25 protein-coding genes are annotated in these 22,959 nt (G+C 61.3%); 2 read left to right on the top strand and 23 right to left on the bottom strand.

What is annotated here, in order from left to right; genetic code table 11:
- The first annotated feature begins 23 nt into the window (after positions 1 to 23).
- Positions 24 to 917 (top strand): sensor histidine kinase, encoded by an 894-nt coding sequence (locus AACV02_RS23630; protein WP_106576482.1) that lies wholly within the window; start codon positions 24 to 26, stop codon positions 915 to 917.
- Positions 914 to 1,573, top strand: coding sequence for a response regulator transcription factor (locus tag AACV02_RS23625; RefSeq protein ID WP_119742320.1), 660 nt, complete (start codon positions 914 to 916; stop codon positions 1,571 to 1,573). The genes AACV02_RS23630 and AACV02_RS23625 overlap by 4 nt, the downstream gene beginning before the upstream one ends.
- Here AACV02_RS23625 and yegS read toward each other — a convergent pair.
- From yegS to fliM, 23 genes are all read right to left on the bottom strand, one after another.
- Complete coding sequence (gene yegS / locus AACV02_RS23620) at positions 1,532 to 2,452, bottom strand: lipid kinase YegS (protein WP_119742318.1); 921 nt, start codon at positions 2,450 to 2,452, stop codon at positions 1,532 to 1,534. The genes AACV02_RS23625 and yegS overlap by 42 nt on opposite strands.
- Positions 2,453 to 2,818: 366 nt before the next feature.
- On the bottom strand, positions 2,819 to 3,211 hold the full coding sequence (locus AACV02_RS23615) for a DUF2802 domain-containing protein (RefSeq protein ID WP_106576478.1): 393 nt from the start codon (positions 3,209 to 3,211) through the stop codon (positions 2,819 to 2,821).
- Complete coding sequence (locus tag AACV02_RS23610; protein ID WP_106576477.1) at positions 3,212 to 3,697, bottom strand: chemotaxis protein CheW; 486 nt, start codon at positions 3,695 to 3,697, stop codon at positions 3,212 to 3,214. It abuts the gene before it with no gap.
- Positions 3,698 to 3,776: 79 nt separating this feature from the next.
- Positions 3,777 to 4,571: a CheW domain-containing protein gene (locus AACV02_RS23605; protein ID WP_119742314.1), complete on the bottom strand. Its 795-nt coding sequence runs from the start codon at positions 4,569 to 4,571 to the stop codon at positions 3,777 to 3,779.
- Positions 4,571 to 5,359, bottom strand: a complete 789-nt coding sequence (locus tag AACV02_RS23600; RefSeq protein WP_014719332.1) for a ParA family protein — start codon at positions 5,357 to 5,359, stop codon at positions 4,571 to 4,573. Before AACV02_RS23600 ends, AACV02_RS23605 begins: the two co-directional genes overlap by 1 nt.
- A gap of 50 nt (positions 5,360 to 5,409) precedes the next feature.
- Positions 5,410 to 6,297, bottom strand: coding sequence for a flagellar motor protein MotD (gene motD, locus AACV02_RS23595; protein WP_106576474.1), 888 nt, complete (start codon positions 6,295 to 6,297; stop codon positions 5,410 to 5,412).
- Positions 6,298 to 6,325: 28 nt separating this feature from the next.
- Entirely contained in the window at positions 6,326 to 7,066 is a 741-nt protein-coding gene (locus AACV02_RS23590) for a flagellar motor protein (protein ID WP_005790033.1), read from the bottom strand.
- A complete protein-coding gene (locus tag AACV02_RS23585; RefSeq protein WP_119742312.1) occupies positions 7,066 to 8,187 on the bottom strand; it encodes a protein-glutamate methylesterase/protein-glutamine glutaminase in 1,122 nt (373 codons plus the stop codon). Before AACV02_RS23585 ends, AACV02_RS23590 begins: the two co-directional genes overlap by 1 nt.
- 48 nt (positions 8,188 to 8,235) lie before the next feature.
- Positions 8,236 to 10,440 (bottom strand): chemotaxis protein CheA, encoded by a 2,205-nt coding sequence (locus AACV02_RS23580; RefSeq protein ID WP_119742309.1) that lies wholly within the window; start codon positions 10,438 to 10,440, stop codon positions 8,236 to 8,238.
- A gap of 11 nt (positions 10,441 to 10,451) precedes the next feature.
- Positions 10,452 to 11,240 (bottom strand): protein phosphatase CheZ, encoded by a 789-nt coding sequence (locus AACV02_RS23575; protein ID WP_106576471.1) that lies wholly within the window; start codon positions 11,238 to 11,240, stop codon positions 10,452 to 10,454.
- Between the two features lie 18 nt (positions 11,241 to 11,258).
- A complete protein-coding gene (locus AACV02_RS23570) occupies positions 11,259 to 11,633 on the bottom strand; it encodes a chemotaxis response regulator CheY (RefSeq protein ID WP_005790040.1) in 375 nt (124 codons plus the stop codon).
- 168 nt (positions 11,634 to 11,801) lie between these two features.
- Positions 11,802 to 12,542 carry an RNA polymerase sigma factor FliA gene (gene fliA / locus AACV02_RS23565; RefSeq protein WP_016973417.1) on the bottom strand — a complete coding sequence of 247 codons (741 nt, stop codon included), beginning with the start codon at positions 12,540 to 12,542 and terminating at the stop codon, positions 11,802 to 11,804.
- A complete protein-coding gene (gene fleN, locus AACV02_RS23560; protein WP_003192912.1) occupies positions 12,539 to 13,372 on the bottom strand; it encodes a flagellar synthesis regulator FleN in 834 nt (277 codons plus the stop codon). Before fleN ends, fliA begins: the two co-directional genes overlap by 4 nt.
- A 106-nt stretch (positions 13,373 to 13,478) precedes the next feature.
- Positions 13,479 to 14,795: a flagellar biosynthesis protein FlhF gene (flhF, locus tag AACV02_RS23555; protein WP_106576470.1), complete on the bottom strand. Its 1,317-nt coding sequence runs from the start codon at positions 14,793 to 14,795 to the stop codon at positions 13,479 to 13,481.
- Positions 14,796 to 14,806: 11 nt separating this feature from the next.
- The gene (gene flhA, locus AACV02_RS23550) at positions 14,807 to 16,921 is read right to left on the bottom strand and encodes a flagellar biosynthesis protein FlhA (protein ID WP_119742307.1); all 2,115 of its coding nucleotides are present in this window, start codon (positions 16,919 to 16,921) and stop codon (positions 14,807 to 14,809) included.
- Between the two features lie 402 nt (positions 16,922 to 17,323).
- Positions 17,324 to 17,527 carry a cold-shock protein gene (locus AACV02_RS23545; RefSeq protein WP_106576468.1) on the bottom strand — a complete coding sequence of 68 codons (204 nt, stop codon included), beginning with the start codon at positions 17,525 to 17,527 and terminating at the stop codon, positions 17,324 to 17,326.
- Positions 17,528 to 18,090: 563 nt separating this feature from the next.
- Positions 18,091 to 19,227, bottom strand: coding sequence for a flagellar biosynthesis protein FlhB (flhB, locus tag AACV02_RS23540; protein WP_106576466.1), 1,137 nt, complete (start codon positions 19,225 to 19,227; stop codon positions 18,091 to 18,093).
- A gap of 3 nt (positions 19,228 to 19,230) precedes the next feature.
- Positions 19,231 to 20,016, bottom strand: coding sequence for a flagellar biosynthetic protein FliR (gene fliR, locus AACV02_RS23535; protein ID WP_119742303.1), 786 nt, complete (start codon positions 20,014 to 20,016; stop codon positions 19,231 to 19,233).
- A 4-nt stretch (positions 20,017 to 20,020) separates the two neighbouring features.
- Positions 20,021 to 20,290 (bottom strand): flagellar biosynthesis protein FliQ, encoded by a 270-nt coding sequence (gene fliQ, locus AACV02_RS23530; protein WP_003214552.1) that lies wholly within the window; start codon positions 20,288 to 20,290, stop codon positions 20,021 to 20,023.
- Between the two features lie 4 nt (positions 20,291 to 20,294).
- Positions 20,295 to 21,038: a flagellar type III secretion system pore protein FliP gene (fliP, locus tag AACV02_RS23525; RefSeq protein ID WP_106576465.1), complete on the bottom strand. Its 744-nt coding sequence runs from the start codon at positions 21,036 to 21,038 to the stop codon at positions 20,295 to 20,297.
- A complete protein-coding gene (gene fliO / locus AACV02_RS23520) occupies positions 21,038 to 21,478 on the bottom strand; it encodes a flagellar biosynthetic protein FliO (RefSeq protein ID WP_106576464.1) in 441 nt (146 codons plus the stop codon). The genes fliP and fliO overlap by 1 nt, the downstream gene beginning before the upstream one ends.
- A gap of 1 nt (position 21,479) precedes the next feature.
- Positions 21,480 to 21,947, bottom strand: a complete 468-nt coding sequence (fliN, locus tag AACV02_RS23515) for a flagellar motor switch protein FliN (protein WP_057700902.1) — start codon at positions 21,945 to 21,947, stop codon at positions 21,480 to 21,482.
- 34 nt (positions 21,948 to 21,981) lie between these two features.
- Positions 21,982 to 22,950 (bottom strand): flagellar motor switch protein FliM, encoded by a 969-nt coding sequence (gene fliM, locus AACV02_RS23510; RefSeq protein ID WP_010166091.1) that lies wholly within the window; start codon positions 22,948 to 22,950, stop codon positions 21,982 to 21,984.
- Between the last annotated feature and the right edge of the window lie 9 nt (positions 22,951 to 22,959).

The following is a 22,959-nucleotide window of genomic DNA, read 5'->3' as shown; positions in this document are numbered from 1 at the left end:
AACCTTCATTGGCTCCATCCGCTATGTACGCCAGCCTAAAGTCACTCATCGCAAGAGCCGTGTCCCGCAGCAATGCCCGCCGCATCGTTCTCGCCCTGTGCCTTTGCTCCTTGCTGGTCAGCCTGTGGGCCTATACCCGTTCCGCACCATTGCCGTTATTGATCCCTTTGCTCAACCTGGCCACGTTGCTGGTGGTGGGCGTGCAACAGTGGCGCTCGCGCAAATCGATAAAATTCCAGCCGCAGGAACTGGCCGATCGCTTGCTGCAAGTGCAAGAAAACGAACGGCATCGCCTCAGCCGCGAATTGCATGACGACATCGGCCAACTGCTCACTGCCGCCAAGCTGCAAAGCGAATGGCTCAAGCGCCGCTTGCCGCCAGACCTGCAAAGCCAGTGCACGGTGCTGTGCAACACCTTGAATGAAACCCTGGCCAAAGTGCGCGACGTCTCGGCCATTCTCAACCCGAGGCAGCTGGCCAGCCTTGGGTTGGAAGCCAGCCTGCGCGCGCACCTGCTCAAGACCCTGGAAAACACCCCGGTGCACTGGAGCCTGGAATGCCAGCAACGGCTGACCGGCATTCCCGAAGAGATGGCCGTGGCGGCCTTTCGGATCACCCAGGAAGCGGTGACCAACATGCTTCGCCATGCCCAGGCGCACAACCTGCTGGTGCGCCTGCAACGCCTGCCCGAAGGCCTGTCGCTGATGATCTGCGACGACGGCCTGGGCTTCTCGCCTGCCATCAACCCCGGCCTGGAAGGCCAACGGGGCATGGCCGGCATGTCCGAGCGGATAGATCAGTTGGGGGGCACTTTGTCCGTCAACAGCCAACCTGGCAAAGGGACCCGGATCGACGCGCTTTTCCCCTGGGCGCCGCGCGCCCTCGAACGGGCCAGTTCCCCTAAGGTTCTCGAGTGACCTGCAATTTACTTCTGGTGGATGACCACGCACTGATTCGGGCCGGCGTGCGCGCGCTGATCCAGGATATTCCCGGCTACACCGTGATCGGTGAAGCCAGTGACGGCGCGCAGTTACTGGAAAAATTCAGCGCACTGCAGCCGGATATCGTGCTGCTGGACCTGTCGATGAAGCACGTCGGTGGCCTGGACGCATTGCAGCAACTCAAGGCGGCCTACCCCAAAAGCAAAGTACTGATCCTGTCGATGCACACCGACCCGGAGCTGATCATGCGGGCGCTGGAGTCCGGCGCCCATGGCTACCTGCTCAAGGACACCACCGCCAACGAGTTGGAACACGCCCTGCTCGCCTTGCGCAACAACGAGCGCTACCTGAGCCCGGCGATTGCCCACACCGTGATCAATCAGGCGCTGATCCGCAGCCAGGGACCGACGTCCCCCGTCGCCCACAGCCACAACCTTACGGCGCGTCAGCTGGAAATTCTGCGCCTGATCGTGCGCGGCAAATCCACCCGGGAGATCGCCCACGGCCTGGGCCTGAGCATCAAGACCGTGGAGGCGCATCGCTCGCAAATCATGAAGCGCCTGCAGATATTCGACGTGGCAGGCCTGGTGCTATTCGCCGTTCGCGAGCAGATCATCAGCCTGGACGATTAGCGGCGAGTTCAACGGCAAGTGCACACGCAAGGCTTTGGGCAGTGCAGAGAACCGCAGGTCATCGCCTTTTAACGGTTCACCGTCCAGGTTGATATACAGCCCTTCGGCCACTTTGATCTCGACCCACGGCAGGCGCGCGCGCACGAACATGTTATCCAGGCCCCAGCCGTCGCTCATCAGCGTCATCAGCGTGCCAACCACCTCCTGAGGTGCCGGCAGAATGCTGATATCCAGCAAGCCATCGTCGGCCAACGCGCCAGGGCACAGCACATGCCCGCCGCCCGCCTGACGACCGTTGCCGATCCCCAGCGCGAGCAGGTCGCCCTTCCAATGGAAGCCCGGCCCTTCCAGCTCGCCATAGGCAGCCTTCAGCTCACTGAAACGCGTCAACCCGGTGAACAGGTAGGCCGCGCCGCCGAGGACTTTTTTCAGGTCTTCGGAGGTGTTGGCCGTGACCTGGCTGCCAAACCCGCCAGTGGCCATATTGAGGAACATTTGCCCACCGGCCTGGCCGAGGTCGATGGCTTTGGGCGGTACGTCCAGCAGCGCCAGCGCATGCGCAGGCTGCAGCGGCACACCGGCGGCGCGGGCAAAATCATTGGCGGTGCCCAACGGCATCAGCACCAGGCTGGCGTCGGTCTCGGCCAGCGCCATGGCTTCGGCCACGTCGCGCAACGTGCCGTCGCCGCCACCGGCGATCAGGTGGGTATAGCCGTCGGCCAGGGCCTCATTGACGATGCGCTGGGCGTCGCCGCCCTCCCAAGTGACCCGCACCGCCAGCTCCCAGCCCTGCTCACGACGGGCCTGCACGGCGGCGCGCACGTCCTCGTTGAGGGCTTGCTTGCCGTGCAGGATCAACAGTGCCTTGGGGGTGGTCATGCGGGGATTCTCCTGGGTTCAAAGGTGCTTGAAGGATGTGGACCTTGGCCGGAGGAAAAAAAGCCATCGGAGACGCAAATTTATTGGCCGCCTGGAAGTTATCCATCGCGTTGCACATCGATACCTTGCCGTTGGACACAGGTTCTACGGCATCCCATTGCTTGCCGTCGGCAGACAGCGCATGCCGCTGGATTGAACAGTCGGCGCAAATGCTCGCCTGCACTCTCTAATCCGTCTCAGGGCGAGGCACAAATGTCAGATGGCATCTATCAAGTGTGCCTGGTGTACCGAGGTATCCGCATCGCAGGCAAGCCAGCTCCCACAGCAAAGCCTGCCAGCAACGTCGGGCAGGTGCAGCAACCTGCGTCAGCTTTTGTGCAACTTACTCATCAATTGCGCTTCAGCCTGGGTCAAGCCACACGACTGCGTCAGCTCATCCACGGTCGCGCCCATGCCCACCAGCTTCGCCGCCTGGGCGAACGACAGGCTCGAAGGGTCGCGTTGTTCGATCTGCGCCAGTTTGTCCGGCAGCGGCCCGAGAATCGCGCGCAGTTCATGCACCTCGTCCCCGACCTTTACCGCAGTCTGCTGGAAGTGATCCACGCGCTTGACCAAGTCAAGAATGCGCCGGTCACGCACGGCATCGCGCTCGGCCTGTTGCTGGGCCAATTCGCGTTGCTGGCGCATATAGCGCAGCAGAAACGCCAAGGTCCCGGCCCACAACAGGGCCAGGACAATCACCGCCGCTTCAAGAAACAATCAGATGTTCTCCAGGTCCTGCCATTCTTCTTCGCTCATCATCTTGTCCAGCTCAACCAGAATCAGCAGTTCGCCGTTCTTGTTGCACACGCCCTGGATGAACTTGGCCGATTCCTCGTTGCCCACGTTCGGCGCGGTTTCGACTTCCGATTGGCGCAGGTAAACCACTTCGGCCACGCTGTCGACCATGATCCCGACCACTTGCTTGTCGGCCTCGATGATGACGATGCGCGTGTTGTCGTTAACCTCGGTCGGCACCAGGCCAAAACGCTGACGGGTGTCGATCACGGTCACCACGTTGCCGCGCAGGTTGATGATGCCCAGCACATAGCTCGGCGCACCCGGTACCGGCGCGATCTCGGTGTAGCGCAACACTTCCTGCACGCGCATCACGTTGATGCCGTAGGACTCGTTGTCCAGTTTGAAGGTTACCCATTGCAGGATTGGATCATCGACCAAACCTTGTGCGGATGCTGACTTGTTCATTCCTCGGACCCCTTCAAATACCGTTTTCACGGCGTATGTACTTCGCTGACCGCACTTGCATGCGGGCCTTATTGTTCAATCAACTGCGTTTGTTCTGCGGCATCGCTTTTACCGCGCCGCTGGCGATCAACTCAGCCAGCTCGGCGACGTCGAGCAACGCGCACATGTGTTCAATCACGGTGCCGGCCAACCACGGCCGTTGGCCCCGGTGGCTGCGCCATTTGATTTCATTGGGGTCCAGGCGCAACGAGCGGCTGACTTGATGCACCGCCAGCCCCCACTCGTAGCCCTGAACAGAAATCACATACTGCAAACCCTGGCGAAAATCATCGCGGTAGCGGTCGGGCATTACCCAGCGCGCGGTGTCCAGCACCTTGAGGTTGCCGGCCTGGCTTGGCAGGATGCCGAGAAACCACTCCGGTTGCCCGAACAGCGGCGTCAGCTCCTGGCCTTCCAGCGAATAGATCGAGCCCAGGCACACCAGCGGCACCGCCAGGGTCAACCCGGCGACATCGAACAACAGGCATTCGAACGGCTCGGCGGCCCACGCCGGGCGGCCATCTCCGGTGACTGGCGGCGGGGTGATGCTCGGCGGCAGATGGACTTCCACCACCGGCTCGACCACCACGGGCGCCATCACCGCTGGCGCAATCGGTTCTATCGGCTCAACCACAGGCGCCAGGTGCGCATCGCGGGCTTGTTCTTCGAGCACTGCCAACTGGAACTCATCCAGCGCGCTTTCGGCTTCTACCACCGGTTCAAGCAGCAGAATCGGTTCCGGCAGTTGCTCCGCGGTCGCGTCCTGCAGCAAGGCATCCAGGTAGGATTCCAGCGCCAGTTGCGGCCGGGTCTTGAGTTCAACGGGACGGTTCATCACGCCACCTGCGCCACAAGCTGTTGCGACAGCAAATGCTTGAGCAACGCGCGGTACGCCAGCACGCCACGGCTTTTGCCATCGAACTGCGAAGGCGTCAGGCCTGCGCGGCTGGCGTCGCGCAGGCGCGTGTCGACCGGGATGTAGCCATTCCAGATGGTGTCCGGGTAGGCATCGCGCAATACCCGCAAGGTGCCAAGGGACGCCTGGGTACGACGGTCGAACAACGTCGGCACGATGCTGAACGGCAGCGCCTGCTTGCGCGAACGGTTGATCATCGCCAGCGTGCTGACCATGCGCTCCAGGCCTTTGACCGCCAGGTGCTCGGTCTGCACCGGGATCACCAACTGCTGGCTGGCCGCCAAGGCGTTGACCATCAGCACGCCCAGCAACGGTGGGCTGTCGATGATCGCGTAGTCGAAGTCTTGCCACAGCTGCGCCAGGGTCTTGGCGATCACCAGGCCCAAACCGCTCTGCCCAGGCGACTGCCGCTCCAGGGTCGCCAGCGCAGTGCTGGACGGCAGCAGGGAAATGCTTTCGTTACTGGTGGGCAGCAGCAATTGCCCCGGCAAGTCGGCGGGCACGCTGCCTTTGTGCAGGAACAGGTCGTAGCAACTGTGTTCCAGCGCATCCGGGTCGTAGCCGAAATAGCTGGTCATCGAGCCATGCGGGTCGAGGTCGACCACGACCACACGCTTGCCCGCCTCGGCCAGCAAGCCGGCTAAGGCGATGGAGGTGGTGGTCTTGCCGACTCCACCCTTTTGATTGGCAACTGCCCAGACTCTCATTCGGTTGGTTCCTCCCGGCAGGCGATGGCGCGACCGAGACATTGCATAAGTTATTGAGCCGGTGACGGAGAATTGACGGCGCTCTGACGAACCGACGGCTTAACGGTTGGCGGTGCAGTTTGTGTGCCAGCCCGCTTCAGTGCCGCGTCCGGTGTTGCATTGGCTGTGCCGGTGCCGGTCAGGCTGCGGCGTACATCCAGGTTGCGCGACACCACCAGCACCACACGACGGTTGCGCGCGCGGCCTTCGGCAGTGGCGTTATTGGCCACCGGCTGGAATTCACCGTAGCCCACCGACGCCAGCCGGCCAGGGTTCACGCCCTGCATCGCGAGCATGCGCACGATGCTCGCGGCGCGCGCCGAGGACAGTTCCCAGTTGGTCGGGTACTGCGCGGTGGCAATCGGGAAATTGTCGGTAAAGCCTTCCACGTGGATCGGGTTTTCAAACGGTTTGAGGATCGCCGCCACCTTGTCGATGATGGTGAAGGCCTGGTCGCTCGGCATCGCATCGGCGCTGGCGAACAGCAGGCTGGAGTTCAATTCGATTTCCACCCACAACTCGTTGCCGCGCACGGTCATCTGGTTGGATTTGATCAGGTCGCCAAACGCAGCGCTGATGTCGTCGGCAATGCTTTTGAGCGGGTCACTGGTGCCACCGATGCCGGCGGCGGTTTCGTCGCTGTCGTTGACCAGCGGCTTGGCCGGGGTCACGGTCTTGGGCCGCTCTTCGCCAATGGGGATCGGCTTGAGGGCACGGTCGGCGTCGTTGAACACGCCGATCAGCGCTTGGGAAATGACTTTGTACTTGCCTTCGTTGATCGACGAGATGGAGTACATCACCACGAAAAACGCGAACAGCAAGGTAATGAAGTCGGCGTAGGACACCAGCCAGCGTTCATGGTTGACGTGCTCTTCAGGCTCGCGGCGGCGACGGCTCACAAACTCCCTCCTACACAAAGCATGCCCATCAATCCATGAAGCCCTGAAGCTTCAATTCGATGGAGCGCGGGTTTTCACCCTCGGCAATCGACAAGATGCCTTCCAACAACATTTCGCGGTAACGCGACTGGCGCATGGCAATCGACTTGAGCTTGCTCGCCACCGGCAGCAACACCAGGTTGGCACTCGCCACGCCGTAGATGGTGGCGACAAACGCCACGGCAATGCCGCTGCCCAGCTGCGACGGGTCGGCCAGGTTGCCCATCACGTGGATCAACCCCATCACCGCACCGATGATGCCGATGGTCGGCGCGTAGCCGCCCATGCTTTCAAAGACTTTGGCGGCATTGATGTCACGGCTTTCCTGGGTGTAGAAATCCACCTCGAGGATGCTGCGGATCGCCTCCGGTTCGGCGCCGTCCACCAGCAATTGCAGGCCTTTGCGCGCGTAGCTGTCGGGCTCGGCATCGGCCACGCCTTCCAGGCCCAGCAGGCCTTCCTTGCGCGCGGTGAGGCTCCAGTTGACCACGCGGTCGATACCGCCTGGCAGGTCGACGCGTGGCGGGAAAATGATCCACACCAGAATCTGCATGGCGCGCTTGAACGAACTCAGGGGCGACTGCAGCAACGCGGCGCCCACGGTGCCGCCGATCACGATCAGTGCCGCCGGGCCGTTGGCCAAGGCGCCAAGGTGGCCGCCTTCAAGGTAGTTGCCGCCGATAATCGCGACAAACGCCATGGTGATGCCAATCAGGCTCAAGACATCCATCAGAGGCAGGCCTCCACCAGATGCTTGCCGATGTCGTCCAGGCTGTAAACGGCGTCGGCCAGGTCAGCCTTGACGATGGCCATGGGCATGCCATAAATCACGCAACTGGCTTCGTCCTGGGCCCAAATGGCGCTGCCGCCCTGCTTGAGCAGGCGTGCGCCTTCACGGCCGTCGGCGCCCATGCCGGTGAGCACCACCGCCAGAACTTTGTCGCCGTAGGACTTGGCCGCCGAGCCGAAGGTGATGTCCACGCACGGCTTGTAGTTGAGGCGCTCGTCCCCCGGCAGGATTTTGATCGCGCCACGGCCATCGACCATCATCTGCTTGCCACCCGGGGCCAGCAGCGCCAGGCCAGGACGCAGGATGTCGCCATCCTCGGCTTCCTTGACGCTGATGCGGCACAGCTTGTCCAGGCGCTCGGCGAACGCTTTGGTAAAAGCCGCGGGCATGTGCTGGATCAGCACGATCGGCGCAGGGAAGTTGGCCGGCAGTTGGGTCAATACCCGCTGCAAGGCCACCGGGCCGCCGGTAGAGGTGCCGATAGCGACAAGCTTGTAGGCTTTGCGCTTGGGCGCAGGCGAATGCGCGCTCGGTGCAGCGGCGCGCACCGGCGGCGCCGCAGGGCGTGCCACGGGCGCAGGGACCGGCCGCGCAAATGACGACGTCGGCGCAGCAGGCGCTGCCACCGGGGCCGGCGCCGGCGCACTGAACAGGCTGCGACGGTTACTGCGCGAAATGCTGTGCACCTTCTCGCACAGCATCTGCTTGACCTTCTCGGGGTTGCGCGAGATGTCTTCGAAATTCTTCGGCAGGAAGTCCACGGCACCCGCGTCCAGCGCATCCAGGGTGACCCGGGCGCCTTCGTGCGTCAGCGAGGAGAACATCAACACCGGAGTCGGGCAGCGCTGCATGATGTGCCGAACAGCCGTGATGCCATCCATCATCGGCATCTCGTAGTCCATGGTGATCACGTCCGGCTTCAACGCAATGGCTTGATCAATCGCTTCTTTGCCGTTGGTGGCCGTGCCGACCACCTGAATCGTTGGATCGGCGGAAAGAATTTCCGAGACGCGGCGGCGGAAGAAACCCGAATCGTCCACCACCAGGACCTTGACTGCCATAAACACTCCGTTAGGCGGGGCGGGCATTACCGCCCTGCCCCACCAGAATCAAATACGCCGTGCGGCGTAACGCTTGAGCATGCTCGGAACATCGAGAATCAGCGCGATCCGACCGTCACCGGTGATGGTCGCACCCGACATGCCCGGGGTTCCCTGCAGCATTTTGCCCAAAGGCTTGATGACCACTTCTTCCTGGCCAACCAGTTGATCGACAACAAAGCCGATGCGCTGGGTGCCCACGGACAAGATCACCACATGGCCTTCGCGCTGCTCTTCATGCTTGGCCGAAGCCACCAGCCAGCGCTTGAGGTAGAACAGGGGCAATGCCTTGTCGCGCACGATCACCACTTCCTGGCCGTCCACCACGTTGGTGCGCGACAGGTCGAGGTGGAAGATCTCGTTGACGTTGACCAGCGGGAAGGCGAACGCCTGGTTGCCCAGCATCACCATCAGGGTTGGCATGATCGCCAAGGTCAACGGCACCTTGATGACGATCTTCGAGCCTTGGCCCTTGGTCGAGTAGATATTGATCGAACCATTGAGCTGGCTGATCTTGGTCTTTACCACGTCCATGCCCACGCCACGGCCGGACACGTCGGAAATCTCGGTCTTGGTCGAGAAGCCCGGGGCGAAGATCAGGTTGTAGCACTCGGTGTCGGTCAGGCGGTCGGCGGCGTCCTTGTCCATCACGCCACGCTTGACCGCGATATTGCGCAGAATCGTCGGGTCCATGCCTTTGCCGTCATCGGTGATCGACAGCAGGATATGGTCGCCTTCTTGCTCGGCCGCCAGAATCACCTTGCCATTGCGGGACTTGCCCGAGGCTTCGCGCTCTTCCGGCGTTTCGACGCCGTGGTCGACGGCGTTGCGCACCAAGTGGACCAGCGGGTCGGCCAGGGCCTCGACCAGGTTTTTGTCGAGGTCGGTTTCTTCACCCACCAGTTCCAGGTTGATTTCTTTCTTGAGCTGACGAGCCAGGTCGCGAACCAGGCGTGGGAAGCGGCCGAAGACTTTCTTGATCGGCTGCATCCGCGTTTTCATCACGGCGGTCTGCAAGTCAGCGGTGACCACGTCGAGGTTCGACACGGCCTTTTGCATGGCTTCATCGCCGCTGTTCAGGCCCAGGCGCACCAGACGGTTACGCACCAGCACCAGTTCGCCGACCATGTTCATGATGTCGTCCAGGCGTGCGGTATCAACCCGTACGGTGGTTTCGGCTTCACTGGCAGGCTTCTCGGCCACTGGCGCCGCGGCAGCCCGTGCAGGCGCCGGGGCGGCTGCGGGGGCCGGAGCGGGTTTGGCGGCGGCCGGTGCGGCGGCTTTGGCTGGGGCAGGTTTCGCGGCTACCGGGGTGGCAGTCGCCGCGGCGGCCGGGGCCACTTCGGTGAACTTGCCTTTGCCGTGCAATTCATCCAGCAAGGCTTCGAATTCGTGATCGGAGATCAGCCCGTCGCCAGCCGGTGCTGCCGTGGCAGCAGGTGCGGCGGCGGTGGCCGCGACTTCCGGCAAGGCTTCGGCCGCAAAGGTGCCCTTGCCATGCAACTGGTCGAGCAACGCTTCGAATTCGTCGTCGGTAATGTCGGTGTTGGCAGACGCCGCTGGTGCCTGCGGCGCAGCGGCAGGTGCCACGGCGTCGGCGGCAAACTGGCCCTTGCCATGCAACTGGTCAAGCAGGGACTCGAACTCGGCGTCGGTAATGTCTTCGCTGGTCGGCGCCGCAGGCGCAATGGGCGCTTGCGGTGCTTCAGCTTCGGCCTTCACCGCACTGAGGGAGTTGAGCAACTGCTCGAACTCGCTGTCGGTCACATCCGGCTCAGCCTCGACAGCCGGCTCAGGCGCCGCTGCCACAGGTGCCGCCGACGTGGCCGGTTCTGCCAGGCGTGCCAGGGCCGCCAGCAGTTCCGGCGTGGCCGCAGTGATCGGTGCACGTTCGCGCACTTCGCTGAACATGCCGTTGACCGCATCCAGTGCTTCGAGAATCACGTCCATCAGTTCCGAGTCGACGTGCCGCTCACCCTTGCGCAGGATGTCGAACACGTTCTCGGCGATGTGACAGCACTCCACCAGCTCATGGAGCTGGAGGAAGCCGGCGCCCCCTTTTACAGTGTGAAAACCGCGAAAAATTGCATTGAGCAGGTTCGCATCATCCGGTCGGCTTTCCAGCTCGACCAGTTGCTCGGACAGTTGCTCTAAAATTTCGCCGGCCTCTACAAGGAAATCCTGAAGGATTTCTTCATCGGCGCCGAAGCTCATGTGGGTGCTCCTTAGAAGCCTAAACTGGATAACAGGTCATCTACGTCATCCTGACCTGACATAACGTCTTCACGTTTATCGGCATGAATCTGCGGACCTTCACCCTTGGCGAGATGTTTTTGTGGATCTTTTTCCGAGAGGATCGCTTCGCGGTCATGTTCGATGCCGGCAAAACGGTCTACCTGGCCGGCCATGAGCACCAGTTTGAGCAGGTTGCTTTCCACTTCGGTGACCAATTGGGTCACGCGCTTGATCACCTGACCGGTGAGGTCCTGGTAATCCTGGGCCAGCAGAATGTCATTGAGGTTGCTGGAAACCGTGCGGTTTTCCTGCTCGCTGCGTGACAGAAAAGCGTCAACCCGACGCGCCAACTCACGAAACTCTTCAGCCCCCACTTCACGACGCATGAAGCGGCCCCAGTCAACGCTGAGCGCCTGAGCTTCGGTGGCCATGCCATTGACCAGCGGCGTGGCGTTTTCCACCAGGTCCATGGTGCGGTTGGCCGCCGCCTCAGTCAGCCTGACCACATAGGACAGGCGTTCGGTGGCATCGGTGATTTGCGAAATTTCTTCGGCCTGGGGCATGTGCGGGTCAATCTGAAAATTGACGATCGCACTGTGCAGCTCGCGTGTGAGCTTGCCCACTTCCTGGTACAGGCCGCGGTCACGGGTCTGGTTAAGCTCATGGATTAACTGCACCGCGTCGCCGAACTGGCCTTTTTCAAGGCTTTCGACCAACTGGTGAGCATGCTTTTTCAGGGTCGACTCAAAGTCGCCCTGTGACGTTTCTTTATGCTCCATAGCTCCCCCGTGGCAGCATCAATGACCGATGCGTTCGAAGATTTTTTCGATCTTCTCTTTCAAGGCCAGTGCAGTGAATGGCTTGACCACGTAGCCGTTTACCCCGGCTTGGGCGGCTTCGATGATCTGTTCACGCTTGGCTTCGGCGGTCACCATCAACACAGGCAGGCTGCGCAGTTTTTCATCGGCGCGCACGTGACGCAGCAAGTCGATACCGGTCATGCCCGGCATGTTCCAGTCGGTTACCAGAAAGTCGATGCTCCCGCTGTTGAGGATCGGAATCGCCGTAATGCCGTCATCCGCCTCGACCGTGTTGGTGAACCCAAGGTCACGCAACAGGTTTTTTATGATCCGCCGCATCGTTGAGAAGTCATCAACGATGAGGATTTTCATGTTCTTGTCCAATTCGACCTCCAAGCAGTCTTAAACGCGCCCAGCACCTGGACGCGCCATTTCAATCAACAGGCGTTACACAAAAAGGACTGCCCAGGGCACCACGGTACGAACCCGCGAAGGCATGAAGCCTTCGCGGTAGCGTCTGCAGTGTCCCCACACTGCCTGTCAGCGCGCGCGCCACTCTCCCAATCGCCCCCGCAAGCGGGCTGCGCACTGGCTGTGCAACTGGCTGACACGCGATTCGCTGACCCCCAGGACCTCACCGATTTCCTTGAGGTTCAGCTCTTCGTCGTAGTACAGCGCCAACACCAGTCGCTCACGCTCCGGCAAATTGGCAATCGCTTCCGCCAGCGCACCCTGGAAACGTTCGTCCTCCAGGTCGCGTGACGGTTCGAGATGAGCACTCGCGCCGTCCTCGTGCAGCCCTTCGTGTTCGCCGTCCTGCAACAGGTCGTCGAAACTGAACAGGCGGCTGCCCAAGGTATCGTTCAAAATCCCGTAGTAATCGTCGAGACTCAATTGGAGTTCGGCCGCAACTTCATGATCTTTAGCGTCACGACCGGTTTTTGCTTCAATTGCGCGAATTGCGTCACTGACCATGCGCGTATTGCGGTGTACCGAACGCGGCGCCCAATCCCCTTTACGCACTTCATCGAGCATCGCACCACGGATACGGATACCCGCATACGTCTCGAAACTCGCGCCTTTGCTCGCGTCGTATTTGGTCGACACTTCGAGCAGACCGATCATGCCGGCCTGGATCAGGTCTTCGACCTGCACGCTGGCCGGCAGGCGTGCCAGCAAGTGATAGGCAATGCGCTTGACCAGGGGCGCATAGCGCTCGATCAATTCGCCCTGGCTGTCACGTGCCGACTTTTTGTAAAGGTTGTAGCCGCTGGATGTCATAGCACCGGTCCTGCGCTCGTCTGATGCACCAATCGCTCGACGAAAAACTCCAGATGCCCCCGAGGGTTGGCGGGCAACGGCCAAGTATCGACCTTCTGGGCAATAGCCTTGAACGCCAGTGCGCACTTCGAACGAGGGAACGCTTCGTAGACCGCACGCTGCTTTTGCACAGCCTTGCGTACACACTCGTCATAGGGAACTGCGCCTACATATTGTAAGGCGACATCCAGGAAGCGATCCGTGACCTTGGTCAACTTGGCGAACAGGTTGCGCCCTTCCTGCGGGCTTTGGGCCATGTTGGCCAGCACGCGGAAGCGGTTCATGCCGTAGTCACGGTTAAGCAGTTTGATCAGGGCATAGGCGTCGGTGATCGAAGTGGGTTCGTCGCAGACCACCAGCAGCACTTCCTGGGCGGCGCGCACGAAGCTGACCACGGACTCGCCGATGCCGGCGGCGGTGTCGATCACCAGCACGTCGAGGTTATCGCCGATATCGCTGAACGCCTGGATCAGGCCGGCGTGCTGCGCCGGGCTCAGGTGCACCATGCTCTGGGTGCCCGAGGCGGCCGGCACGATGCGAATGCCACCGGGGCCTTGCAGCAGCACATCGCGCAGCTCGCAGCGGCCCTCGATCACATCGGCAAGGGTGTGTTTGGGGGTCAGCCCCAGCAGAACGTCGACGTTCGCCAGGCCCAGGTCAGCATCCAGCAGCATGACGCGACGGCCAAGCTCTGCCAGGGCCAGGGACAAATTCACTGACACGTTAGTTTTCCCGACGCCACCTTTGCCGCCGGTCACCGCGATCACCTGTACGGGATGCATGCTGCCCATTTTATTTCTTTACCTTGTCTTGCTTAGACGCAGGCTACATGGCTTGGCCGCGTGAATCGCTTGCAGACCATCGATGTAGATACATTTCATGGTGTTCATCCTGGCCTTAACCGACCCGTTTGGCGGGGTTGTGGTAAAGGTCGGCGAACATATCGGCCATCGCTTCCTCGCTAGGCTCTTCTTGCATTTGCACGCTGACAGCACGGCTGACCAACTGATGACGGCGCGGCAGATGGAGATCATCCGGGATCCGCGGCCCGTCGGTCAGGTAGGCGACCGGTAATTCATGACTGATGGCCAGGCTCAGCACTTCACCCAGGCTCGCGGTTTCATCGAGCTTGGTGAGGATGCAACCGGCCAGGCCGCAACGCTTGTAGCTGTGATATGCAGCGGTAAGAACCTGTTTCTGGCTGGTGGTTGCAAGCACCAGGTAATTTTTTGACTTGATACCGCGCCCGGCCAGGCTTTCGAGCTGCATGCGCAGCGCCGGGTCACTGGCTTGCAGGCCGGCGGTGTCGATCAGCACCACGCGCTTGCGCAGCAGCGGGTCGAGGGCATTGGCCAGCGACTGGCCCGGGTCAACGTGGGTCACCGTCACGTTGAGGATGCGGCCCAGGGTCTTGAGCTGCTCCTGGGCGCCAATGCGGTAGCTGTCCATGCTCACCAGCGCGATATTCTGCGCGCCGTACTTGAGCACATAACGCGCTGCCAGCTTGGCCAGGGTGGTGGTCTTGCCCATGCCGGCCGGGCCGACCATGGCAATCACACCGCCCTCTTCCAGGGGTTCGATTTCCGGGGTGACGATCATGCGTGCCAGGTGCGCCAGCAACATGCGCCAGGCCTGGCGTGGTTCTTCAACTTCGGCGGTCAGCGCCAGCAGGTCGCGGGACAACGGGCCAGACAGACCGATGCGTTGCAGGCGACGCCACAGGTTGGCTTGTTGCGGCTTGCTGCCTTGCAACTGGTTCCACGCCAGCGAGCCCAGCTGCACTTCGAGCAGCTCACGCAGGCCGTTGAGTTCAAAGCGCATCGAGTCGAACACGCGCTGGTCGACTGCCGCAGCCGGTGCCGGCGCTGCAGGACGTGGCGGTTCTTTGAAGGTCGGTTCAACCAGCGGCTCGGCAGCGGTCAGCGGCAGGCCGGCGAACAACTGGCGGTTGGTGCTGGCATCGCTGTCGCCACGCATGCTCAATTCAGCCTGGGCCGAGACAATCCGCGAGGCCGTCTTGCGCAGCTCGTCTTCGAGCTCCATGTTCGGCACACGCGGCGCCAGCGCCGAGGGGGTGTAATCCAGGGCAGCCGTCAGCTCGACACCGCCGGCAATACGACGGTTTCCGATAATCGCGGCATCGGCGCCCAGCTCATCACGTACCAGTTTCATGGCCTGACGCATATCGGCGGCGAAAAAACGCTTAACTTGCATAACCCACTACCTCAGCCGTTGGGCCCTACTGTCGCGACAATAGTCACTTGCTTGTTGTCAGGAATTTCCTGATAAGCCAAAACGTGCAAATTCGGCACTGCCAGACGTCCAAACCGCGACAACATCGCGCGGACCGGGCCCGCCACCAGCAGAATCACCGGGTGACCCGCCATTTCCTGGCGCTGCGCGGCTTCAATCAATGAACGCTGCAGTTTTTCCGCCATGCTTGGCTCCAGCAGAACGCCCTCTTCCTGGCCTTGTCCTGCCTTCTGAATACTATTGAGCAATATTTGTTCCAACCTTGGCTCCAAGGTGATCACAGGCAGCTCAGACTCAATCCCTACAATGCTTTGCACGATTGCACGGGACAATCCGACCCGCACCGCCGCCACCAGCGCGGCGGTATCTTGACTCTTGGCGGCGTTGTTCGCGATGGCCTCGGCGATGCTGCGAATGTCGCGCACCGGCACCTGTTCGGCGAGCAAGGCCTGCAACACCTTGAGCAATTGCGACAGCGAGAGCACGCCCGGCACCAGTTCTTCGGCCAGTTTTGGCGAGGCTTTGGCCAGCAAACCCATCAATTGCTGGACTTCCTCGTGGCCGATCAGCTCGTGGGAGTGCTTGTACAGAATCTGATTGAGGTGCGTGGCGACCACCGTGCTGGCGTCTACCACGGTGTAACCCAGCGATTGCGCCTGGCTGCGCTGGCTGACTTCGATCCACACCGCTTCCAGGCCAAAAGCCGGATCTTTGGCGTTTATGCCGTTGAGCGTGCCGAACACCTGCCCGGGGTTGATCGCCAGTTCGCGGTCGGGGTAAATCTCGGCTTCGGCGAGGATCACGCCCATCAGGGTCAGGCGGTAGGCGCTGGGCGCCAGGTCGAGGTTGTCGCGAATGTGTACGGTGGGCATCAGGAAGCCCAGGTCCTGGGACAGCTTCTTGCGCACGCCCTTGATCCGCGCCAGCAATTGGCCGCCCTGGTTGCGGTCTACCAGCGGAATCAGGCGGTAGCCGACTTCCAGGCCGATCATGTCGATCGGAGTCACGTCATCCCAGCCAAGCTCCTTGGTTTCCTGGGCGCGGGCCGGCGATGGCAGCAGGTCCTGCTGGCGGGCGATCTCCTGCTGGGCCTGCACCTTGACCAGGTTTTGCTTGCGCCAGAACAGGTACGCGCCGCCAGCGGCCATGGCCGCCATGCTCAGGAACGAGATATGCGGCATGCCCGGCACGATACCCATGATCGCCATGATGCCGGCGGCCACGGCCAGCGCCTTGGGCGAGGCAAACATCTGACGGCTGATCTGTTTGCCCATGTCTTCGGAGCCCGAAGCACGGGTCACCATGATCGCGGCGGCTGTGGATAACAACAGTGATGGCAATTGCGCCACTAAACCGTCACCGATGGTCAGCAAGGCGTACACCTTGCCCGCATCGCCGAAGGTCATGCCGTGCTGGAAGATACCGACGGCCATGCCGCCGATCAGGTTGATGAACAGAATCAACAGGCCGGCGATGGCGTCACCGCGCACGAATTTGCTCGCGCCGTCCATGGAACCGTAGAACTCGGCTTCCTGCGCCACTTCCAGACGACGGGCCTTGGCCTGGCCCTGATCGATCAGGCCGGCGTTGAGGTCGGCGTCGATCGCCATTTGTTTGCCGGGCATGGCGTCGAGGGTAAAGCGCGCGCTCACCTCGGAAATCCGCCCGGCACCCTTGGTCACCACCACGAAGTTGATGATCATCAGGATCGCGAACACCACGATACCGACCACGTAGTTACCGCCGATCACCACTTCACCGAACGCCTGGATCACCTTACCGGCGGCGGCATGGCCGTCCTGGCCGTGGAGCATCACCACCCGCGTGGACGCCACGTTCAGCGCCAGGCGCAGCAGGGTCGCAATCAGCAGGATGGTGGGGAATACCGCGAAATCCAGCGGCCGCAGGGCATACACGCAGACCAGCAGCACGACGACGGACAGGGCAATGTTGAAGGTGAAAAACACGTCGAGCAGGAACGGCGGCATCGGCAACATCATCATTGCCAGCATCACCAGCAACAACAACGGCACACCCAGGTTGCCCCGCGACAGATCAGTCAGGGTGCCACGGGCCGTGTTGAGCATTTGAGAGCGATCTACCACCGGTATTCCTCGTGTTCCTTGAAGCAAAGTTTTGACGCTGAAGCGCGTCCTGAAGGCGGTATTGCAAGAAGCCTTCCAACTTTTGCTTTGAGGCTCAGATGACCGAACAAGCGACCGCGCCTACCGGGTGTCAATCGATTCAGAAATGTGGGAGCGGGCTTGCTCGCGAAGGCGGTGGTTCAGCTTGAACATTGCTGAATGACACACCGCTTTCGCGAGCAAGCCCGCTCCCACATTTGGATCTGTGTACATCTGCTGGTATCGAGGAAATTTCCGAGACGGTTTTGAGGTTGTCCCTAGGAGACTCGCTTTCTAGTCTTCGTACACCGCTCCCCCACCGTATTCTTCACCCTCGCCGACAGCATCAGCACCGAAAACCTGCGCCTAAAGGACTTCAACGTGCTCAGCCTGCGGCCCTTTCGCCCCTTGAGCGACGTCGAATTTCACTTTTTTACCTTCCTCAAGCGTCTTGAACCCTTCACTGACGATGGCCGAAAAGTGAACGAACACGTCAGACCCGCCCCCATCCTGAGTAATGAAACCAAACCCCTTCTCCGCGTTAAACCACTTCACTGTGCCTGTTGCCATTGCCGCTCTCCTTGGATCGGGTTCCACGACCCGCACGGGTCGCTAGATAATCCTGATATGCGCCGCGAAGACGCCCTTGGGCCGATGGATCCTCGCAAATTGCACCCGCAGGCCCTTTCTCAACCAAACCCCGCACGAACTCTTGAGATCCACGTGCACCGGCTCATCGCCGCCATCCAGTGCAATCAAGCCTTCCCCGGTTCTCCGGCTATAGGATTTGATCGTGCCCGTTACCGCTTCCATTACCGCTCCCTCTGCATCTTTACAACGACCTGTGTGCAGTGTGCCGCCATGGAACCGCGAGCAGGCGGCGCTGGCTACTGTCAGAGTTGACAGGTAGACGGGGGTTAACGACGAGTGGTAGCCGATGGCGCGACGAACGTATCGTGGCGAGCAGACGTTTTTGTCGCGAGCGGGCTTGCCCCGCGCTGGGCTGCGAAGCGGCCCTGAAACCGGATGCTGCGGTGGGTCCGAGGGAATGCGGTGGCCTATTGGGGCGGCTGCGCAGCCCAACGCGGGGCAAGCCCGTTCGCCACAAGAAGCCGCTCGCTAACCATTCAGAATCAGGAATCGCGGCGCAAATCCGGCGGGATCGGCAGATCCTTGAGCGGGTCAGGCCGCTTGCCCTTGCCCGCGCGGTATTGGCGGATCTGATAGACATAGGCCAACACCTGCGCCACGGCCAGGTACAAGCCCGCCGGAATTTCCTGGTCGAGGTCGGTGGAGTAGAAGATCGACCGCGCCAATTCCGGCGACTCCAGCAACAGGATGTCGTTGGCCACGGCAATTTCGCGGATTTTCAGCGCCGTAAAGTCGCTGCCCTTGGCCAACAGCATCGGCGCGCCGCCCTTCTCCGGGTCGTACTTGAGGGCCACGGCGTAGTGAGTCGGGTTGGTGATGACGACGTCGGCATCCGGCACCGCGGCCATCATCTTGCGCTGGGACATTTCGCGCTGCAGCTGGCGAATGCGCTGCTTGACCTCGGGGCGACCTTCCTGGTCCTTGTGCTCGTCGCGCACTTCTTGCTTGGTCATCAGCAGTTTCTTGTGGCTTTCCCACAGCTGGATCGGCGCATCCACCGCCGCAATGATGATCAGCCCGCAGGCCATCCACAGCGCGCTCCAGCCCACCACCTGCACGCTGTGGATGATCGCCGACTCCAGCGGCTCATGGGCGATGCGCAGCAAGTCGTCGATGTCGGACGACAACACCGTCAGCGCCACAAACAGAATCAGGATGAATTTCGCCAACGCCTTGAGCAGTTCCACCAGCGCCTTGGTGGAAAACATGCGCTTGAGCCCAGGCCCGGGGTTCATGCGGCTGAACTTGGGCGCCATGCTGCCGGCAGCAAACAGCCAGCCACCGAGGGACACCGGCCCGATCAACGCCGCCAGCAACAAGGTGATGAGCACCGGCTGCACCGCCAGAATCGCAATCTTGCCCGAGTGCAGCAGGTACTGGCCCATGGCGCCGGGGCTGAGCAGCACTTCACGCGGCAGCGAGAAGTTGAGCTTCATCAACTCCATCATGTCCAGCGCCAGTCCACCGCCGTAAATCAGCAGCCCACCGGAACCGGCAAGCATCACTGCAAGGGTATTGAGCTCTTTGGAGCGCGCAATCTCACCCTTTTCCCTGGAGTCCTTTTTGCGTTTCTCCGTGGGGTCTTCTGTTTTGTCCTGACCACTCTCGCTCTCGGCCATGGCTCAACGCGCCCGTGCCAGATCACGTAAGAACTGCAGGGCGTCGGTCGCCAGCGGTTGATACTGATTGAGAATGTCGGCCATGCCGATCCAGAAAATCCCCATGCCCAACACCAGGGTCAGCGGGAAACCAATCGAGAAAATGTTCAGTTGCGGCGCCGCGCGCGTCATTACGCCGAACGCGATGTTGACCACCAACAGCGCGGTGATCGCCGGCAACACCAGCAACAGCGACGCGCCCAACACCCAGCTCAGGCGCCCCACCAGTTCCCAGAAGTGACTGACCACCAACCCCGAGCCCACCGGCAAGGTGGTGAAGCTTTCGGTCATGACCTCAAACACCACCAGGTGGCCGTTCATCGCCAGGAACAGCAAGGTCACCAGCATGGTCAGGAATTGCCCGATCACCGCCACCGACACGCCGTTGGTGGGGTCGACCATGGACGCAAAGCCCATGCCCATCTGGATCGAGATAATTTGCCCGGCGATTACAAACGCCTGGAAGAACAATGTCAGCGAAAAGCCCAGCAGCGCGCCAATCAATATCTGCTCGGCGATCAGCAGCAAGGCACTCAGGTCCAGCGCATGCACCGGCGGTATCGGCGGCAGGCCGGGCACGATCACGACGGTAATGGCAAAGGCGAAATACAGGCGGATACGCCGCGGAACCAGGGTGGTGCCGAACACCGGCATGGTCATCAGCACCGCCGTGACGCGGAACATCGGCAAGATGAAAGACGCCACCCAGGTGCTGATCTGGGTGTCGGTCAGTGCCAGCACAGATTGCATGGGGTCAGCCGATCAACTGCGGAATACTGCCGTACAGCTGCAGGATGTATTCCATGAAGGTTTGCACCAGCCACGGGCCGGCGACGATCAAGGTGATCAGCATCACCAGCAACCGCGGGAGGAAGCTCAGGGTCTGTTCGTTGATCTGCGTGGCCGCCTGGAACATCGCCACCAGCAGGCCGACCAACAGGCTCGGCACCACCAGCACGGCGACCATCATGGTGGTCAGCCACAGCGCTTCACGGAACAGGTCGACCGCTACTTCTGGGGTCATGGCGCTACACTCCGCCGAAACTGCTGGCCAGCGTGCCGATAATCAGCGCCCAGCCGTCCACCAGCACAAACAGCATGATCTTGAATGGCAACGAAATAATCAGTGGCGAGAGCATCATCATGCCCATGGCCATCAGCACGCTCGCCACCACCAGGTCGATGATCAGGAACGGGATGAAGATCATGAAGCCAATCTGGAACGCGGTCTTGAGCTCGGAAGTGACAAACGCCGGCACGAGGATGGTCAGCGGCGCCTGATCCGGCGTGGCGATGTCGGTGCGCTTGGACAAGCGCATGAACAGCTCAAGGTCGCTGGAGCGGGTTTGCGACAGCATGAAGTCCTTGATCGGGCCCTGGGCCTTGTCGATCGCATCCTGGGCGCTGAGTTTTTCCGCCAGGTAGGGTTGCAGGGCTTGCTGGTTCACCTTGTCGAACACCGGCGCCATGATGAACAGCGTCAAAAACAATGCCATGCCGGTGAGGATCTGGTTCGACGGCGTCTGCTGCAGGCCCAGGGCCTGACGCAAAATCGAAAAGACGATGATGATCCGCGTAAAGCTGGTCATCAGCATGACAAACGCCGGGATAAAACTCAGCGCAGTCATGATCAGCAGGATCTGCAGGCTGACCGAGTATTCCTGAGCGCCGGCGGCGTTGGTGCCCAGCGTGATTGCCGGGATCGACAACGGGTCGGCCGCAAACGCCAGTGGCGCGGCCAGCAACAGCATGAGCGTCAATAAAACGCGCATTACTTCTTATCCTTCTGATCCTTGCCCAGCAACTCCATCAGGCGCTGGGCGAATTCTGGCGTGGCGGCCTCGGTCTTGGCCACTTCCACCGGCGACTTGAGCACATGCAACGGGGTGATACGGCCAGGCGTGATGCCGAGCAGAATCTGTTCCTCGCCGACTTGCACCAGCACCAGACGATCACGCGGGCCGAGGGCGCGCGAGCCGATCATCTCGATGACCTGGCCATTGCCCGGGCCGATACGCTGCACGCGGCGCATCAACCAGGCCAGCACGAAAATCAGACCGACCACCAGCAACAGGCCCAGCACCAACTGGGTCAATTGCCCGCCGATGCCGCTGCTGACCACGGGGGCCGCAGCCGCCGCTTGGGCAACCGGCTCAGCCGCCAGGGCGCTCAATGGCAGCGCCAGAAACAGTCCCGCCATCGAATACTTCATATCAGCGCAACTTCTTGATGCGTTCGCTTGGGCTGATCACGTCCGTCAGGCGGATGCCGAACTTCTCGTTGACCACCACCACCTCGCCGTGGGCGATCAGGGTGCCGTTGACCAGCACGTCCAGCGGCTCACCGGCCAGGCGGTCGAGTTCGATCACTGAACCCTGGTTGAGCTGCAACAGGTTGCGGATGTTGATTTCGGTGCTGCCCACTTCCATGGAAATCGACACCGGAATGTCGAGGATCACATCCAGGTTCGGACCGTCGAGGGTCACCGGGTCGTTGTTCTTCGGCACGCTGCCGAATTCTTCCATCGGCAGGCGCTTGCCGGCCGGCGCGGTGGCGGCGTCGGCGGCCAGCAGCGCGTCGATGTCGTCCTGGCCGACATCGCCGGTTTCTTCCAGCGCTGCAGCCCACTCGTCAGCCAGGGCCTGGTCTTCGGCGGAAGTGTTTTCGTGTTCGGTAGCCATTACATGTCCTCGGCGAAGCAAAAATAATTGTTGATCAGCGGCGGTTGATCGGTTCGATCACTTGCAACGCCAGGTTGCCTTTGTGCGAACCCAGCTTGACCTTGAATGACGGCACGCCGTTGGCACGCATGATCAGCTCTTCCGGCAATTCCACGGGAATCACGTCCCCCGGCTGCATGTGCAAAATATCCCGCAGACGTAGCTGGCGACGGGCCACAGTGGCGCTCAGAGGTACGTCGACGTCGAGCAGGTCTTCGCGCAGGGCCTTGACCCAACGCTCGTCCTGGTCGTCCAGGTCGGACTGGAAACCGGCGTCGAGCATTTCGCGCACCGGCTCGATCATCGAGTACGGCATGGTCACGTGCAGGTCGCCGCCGCCGCCATCGAGTTCGATGTGGAAGGTGGAGACCACAATGGCTTCGCTGGGGCCGACGATGTTGGCCATGGCCGGGTTCACTTCCGAGTTGATGTACTCGAAGTTGACTTCCATGATCGCCTGCCAGGCTTCCTTCAAGTCGATGAAGGCTTGCTCGAGCACCATGCGCACCACGCGCAATTCGGTCGGGGTGAATTCACGGCCTTCGATCTTGGCGTGACGGCCGTCGCCGCCGAAGAAGTTGTCCACCAGCTTGAACACCAGCTTGGCGTCGAGGATGAACAACGCGGTGCCGCGCAACGGCTTGATCTTGACCAGGTTGAGGCTGGTGGGCACGTACAGCGAGTGCACGTACTCGCCGAACTTCATCACCTGCACACCGCCCACCGCCACGTCCGCCGAACGGCGCAGCATGTTGAACATGCTGATACGGGTGTAGCGGGCGAAACGTTCGTTGATCATTTCCAGCGTCGGCATGCGTCCACGGACGATGCGATCCTGGCTGGTGAGGTCATAACTTTTGACGCTGCCGGGTTCGGCAGCCATTTCGGTCTGTACCAGACCATCGTCGACGCCATGCAACAGCGCATCGATTTCATCCTGGGACAGCAGGTCTTGCACGGCCATGTCGTGATC

Source organism: Pseudomonas sp. Larv2_ips (genome assembly GCF_963879675.1).
Classification (GTDB): domain Bacteria; phylum Pseudomonadota; class Gammaproteobacteria; order Pseudomonadales; family Pseudomonadaceae; genus Aquipseudomonas.
This window is presented reverse-complemented; position numbering and strand designations above follow the sequence as displayed.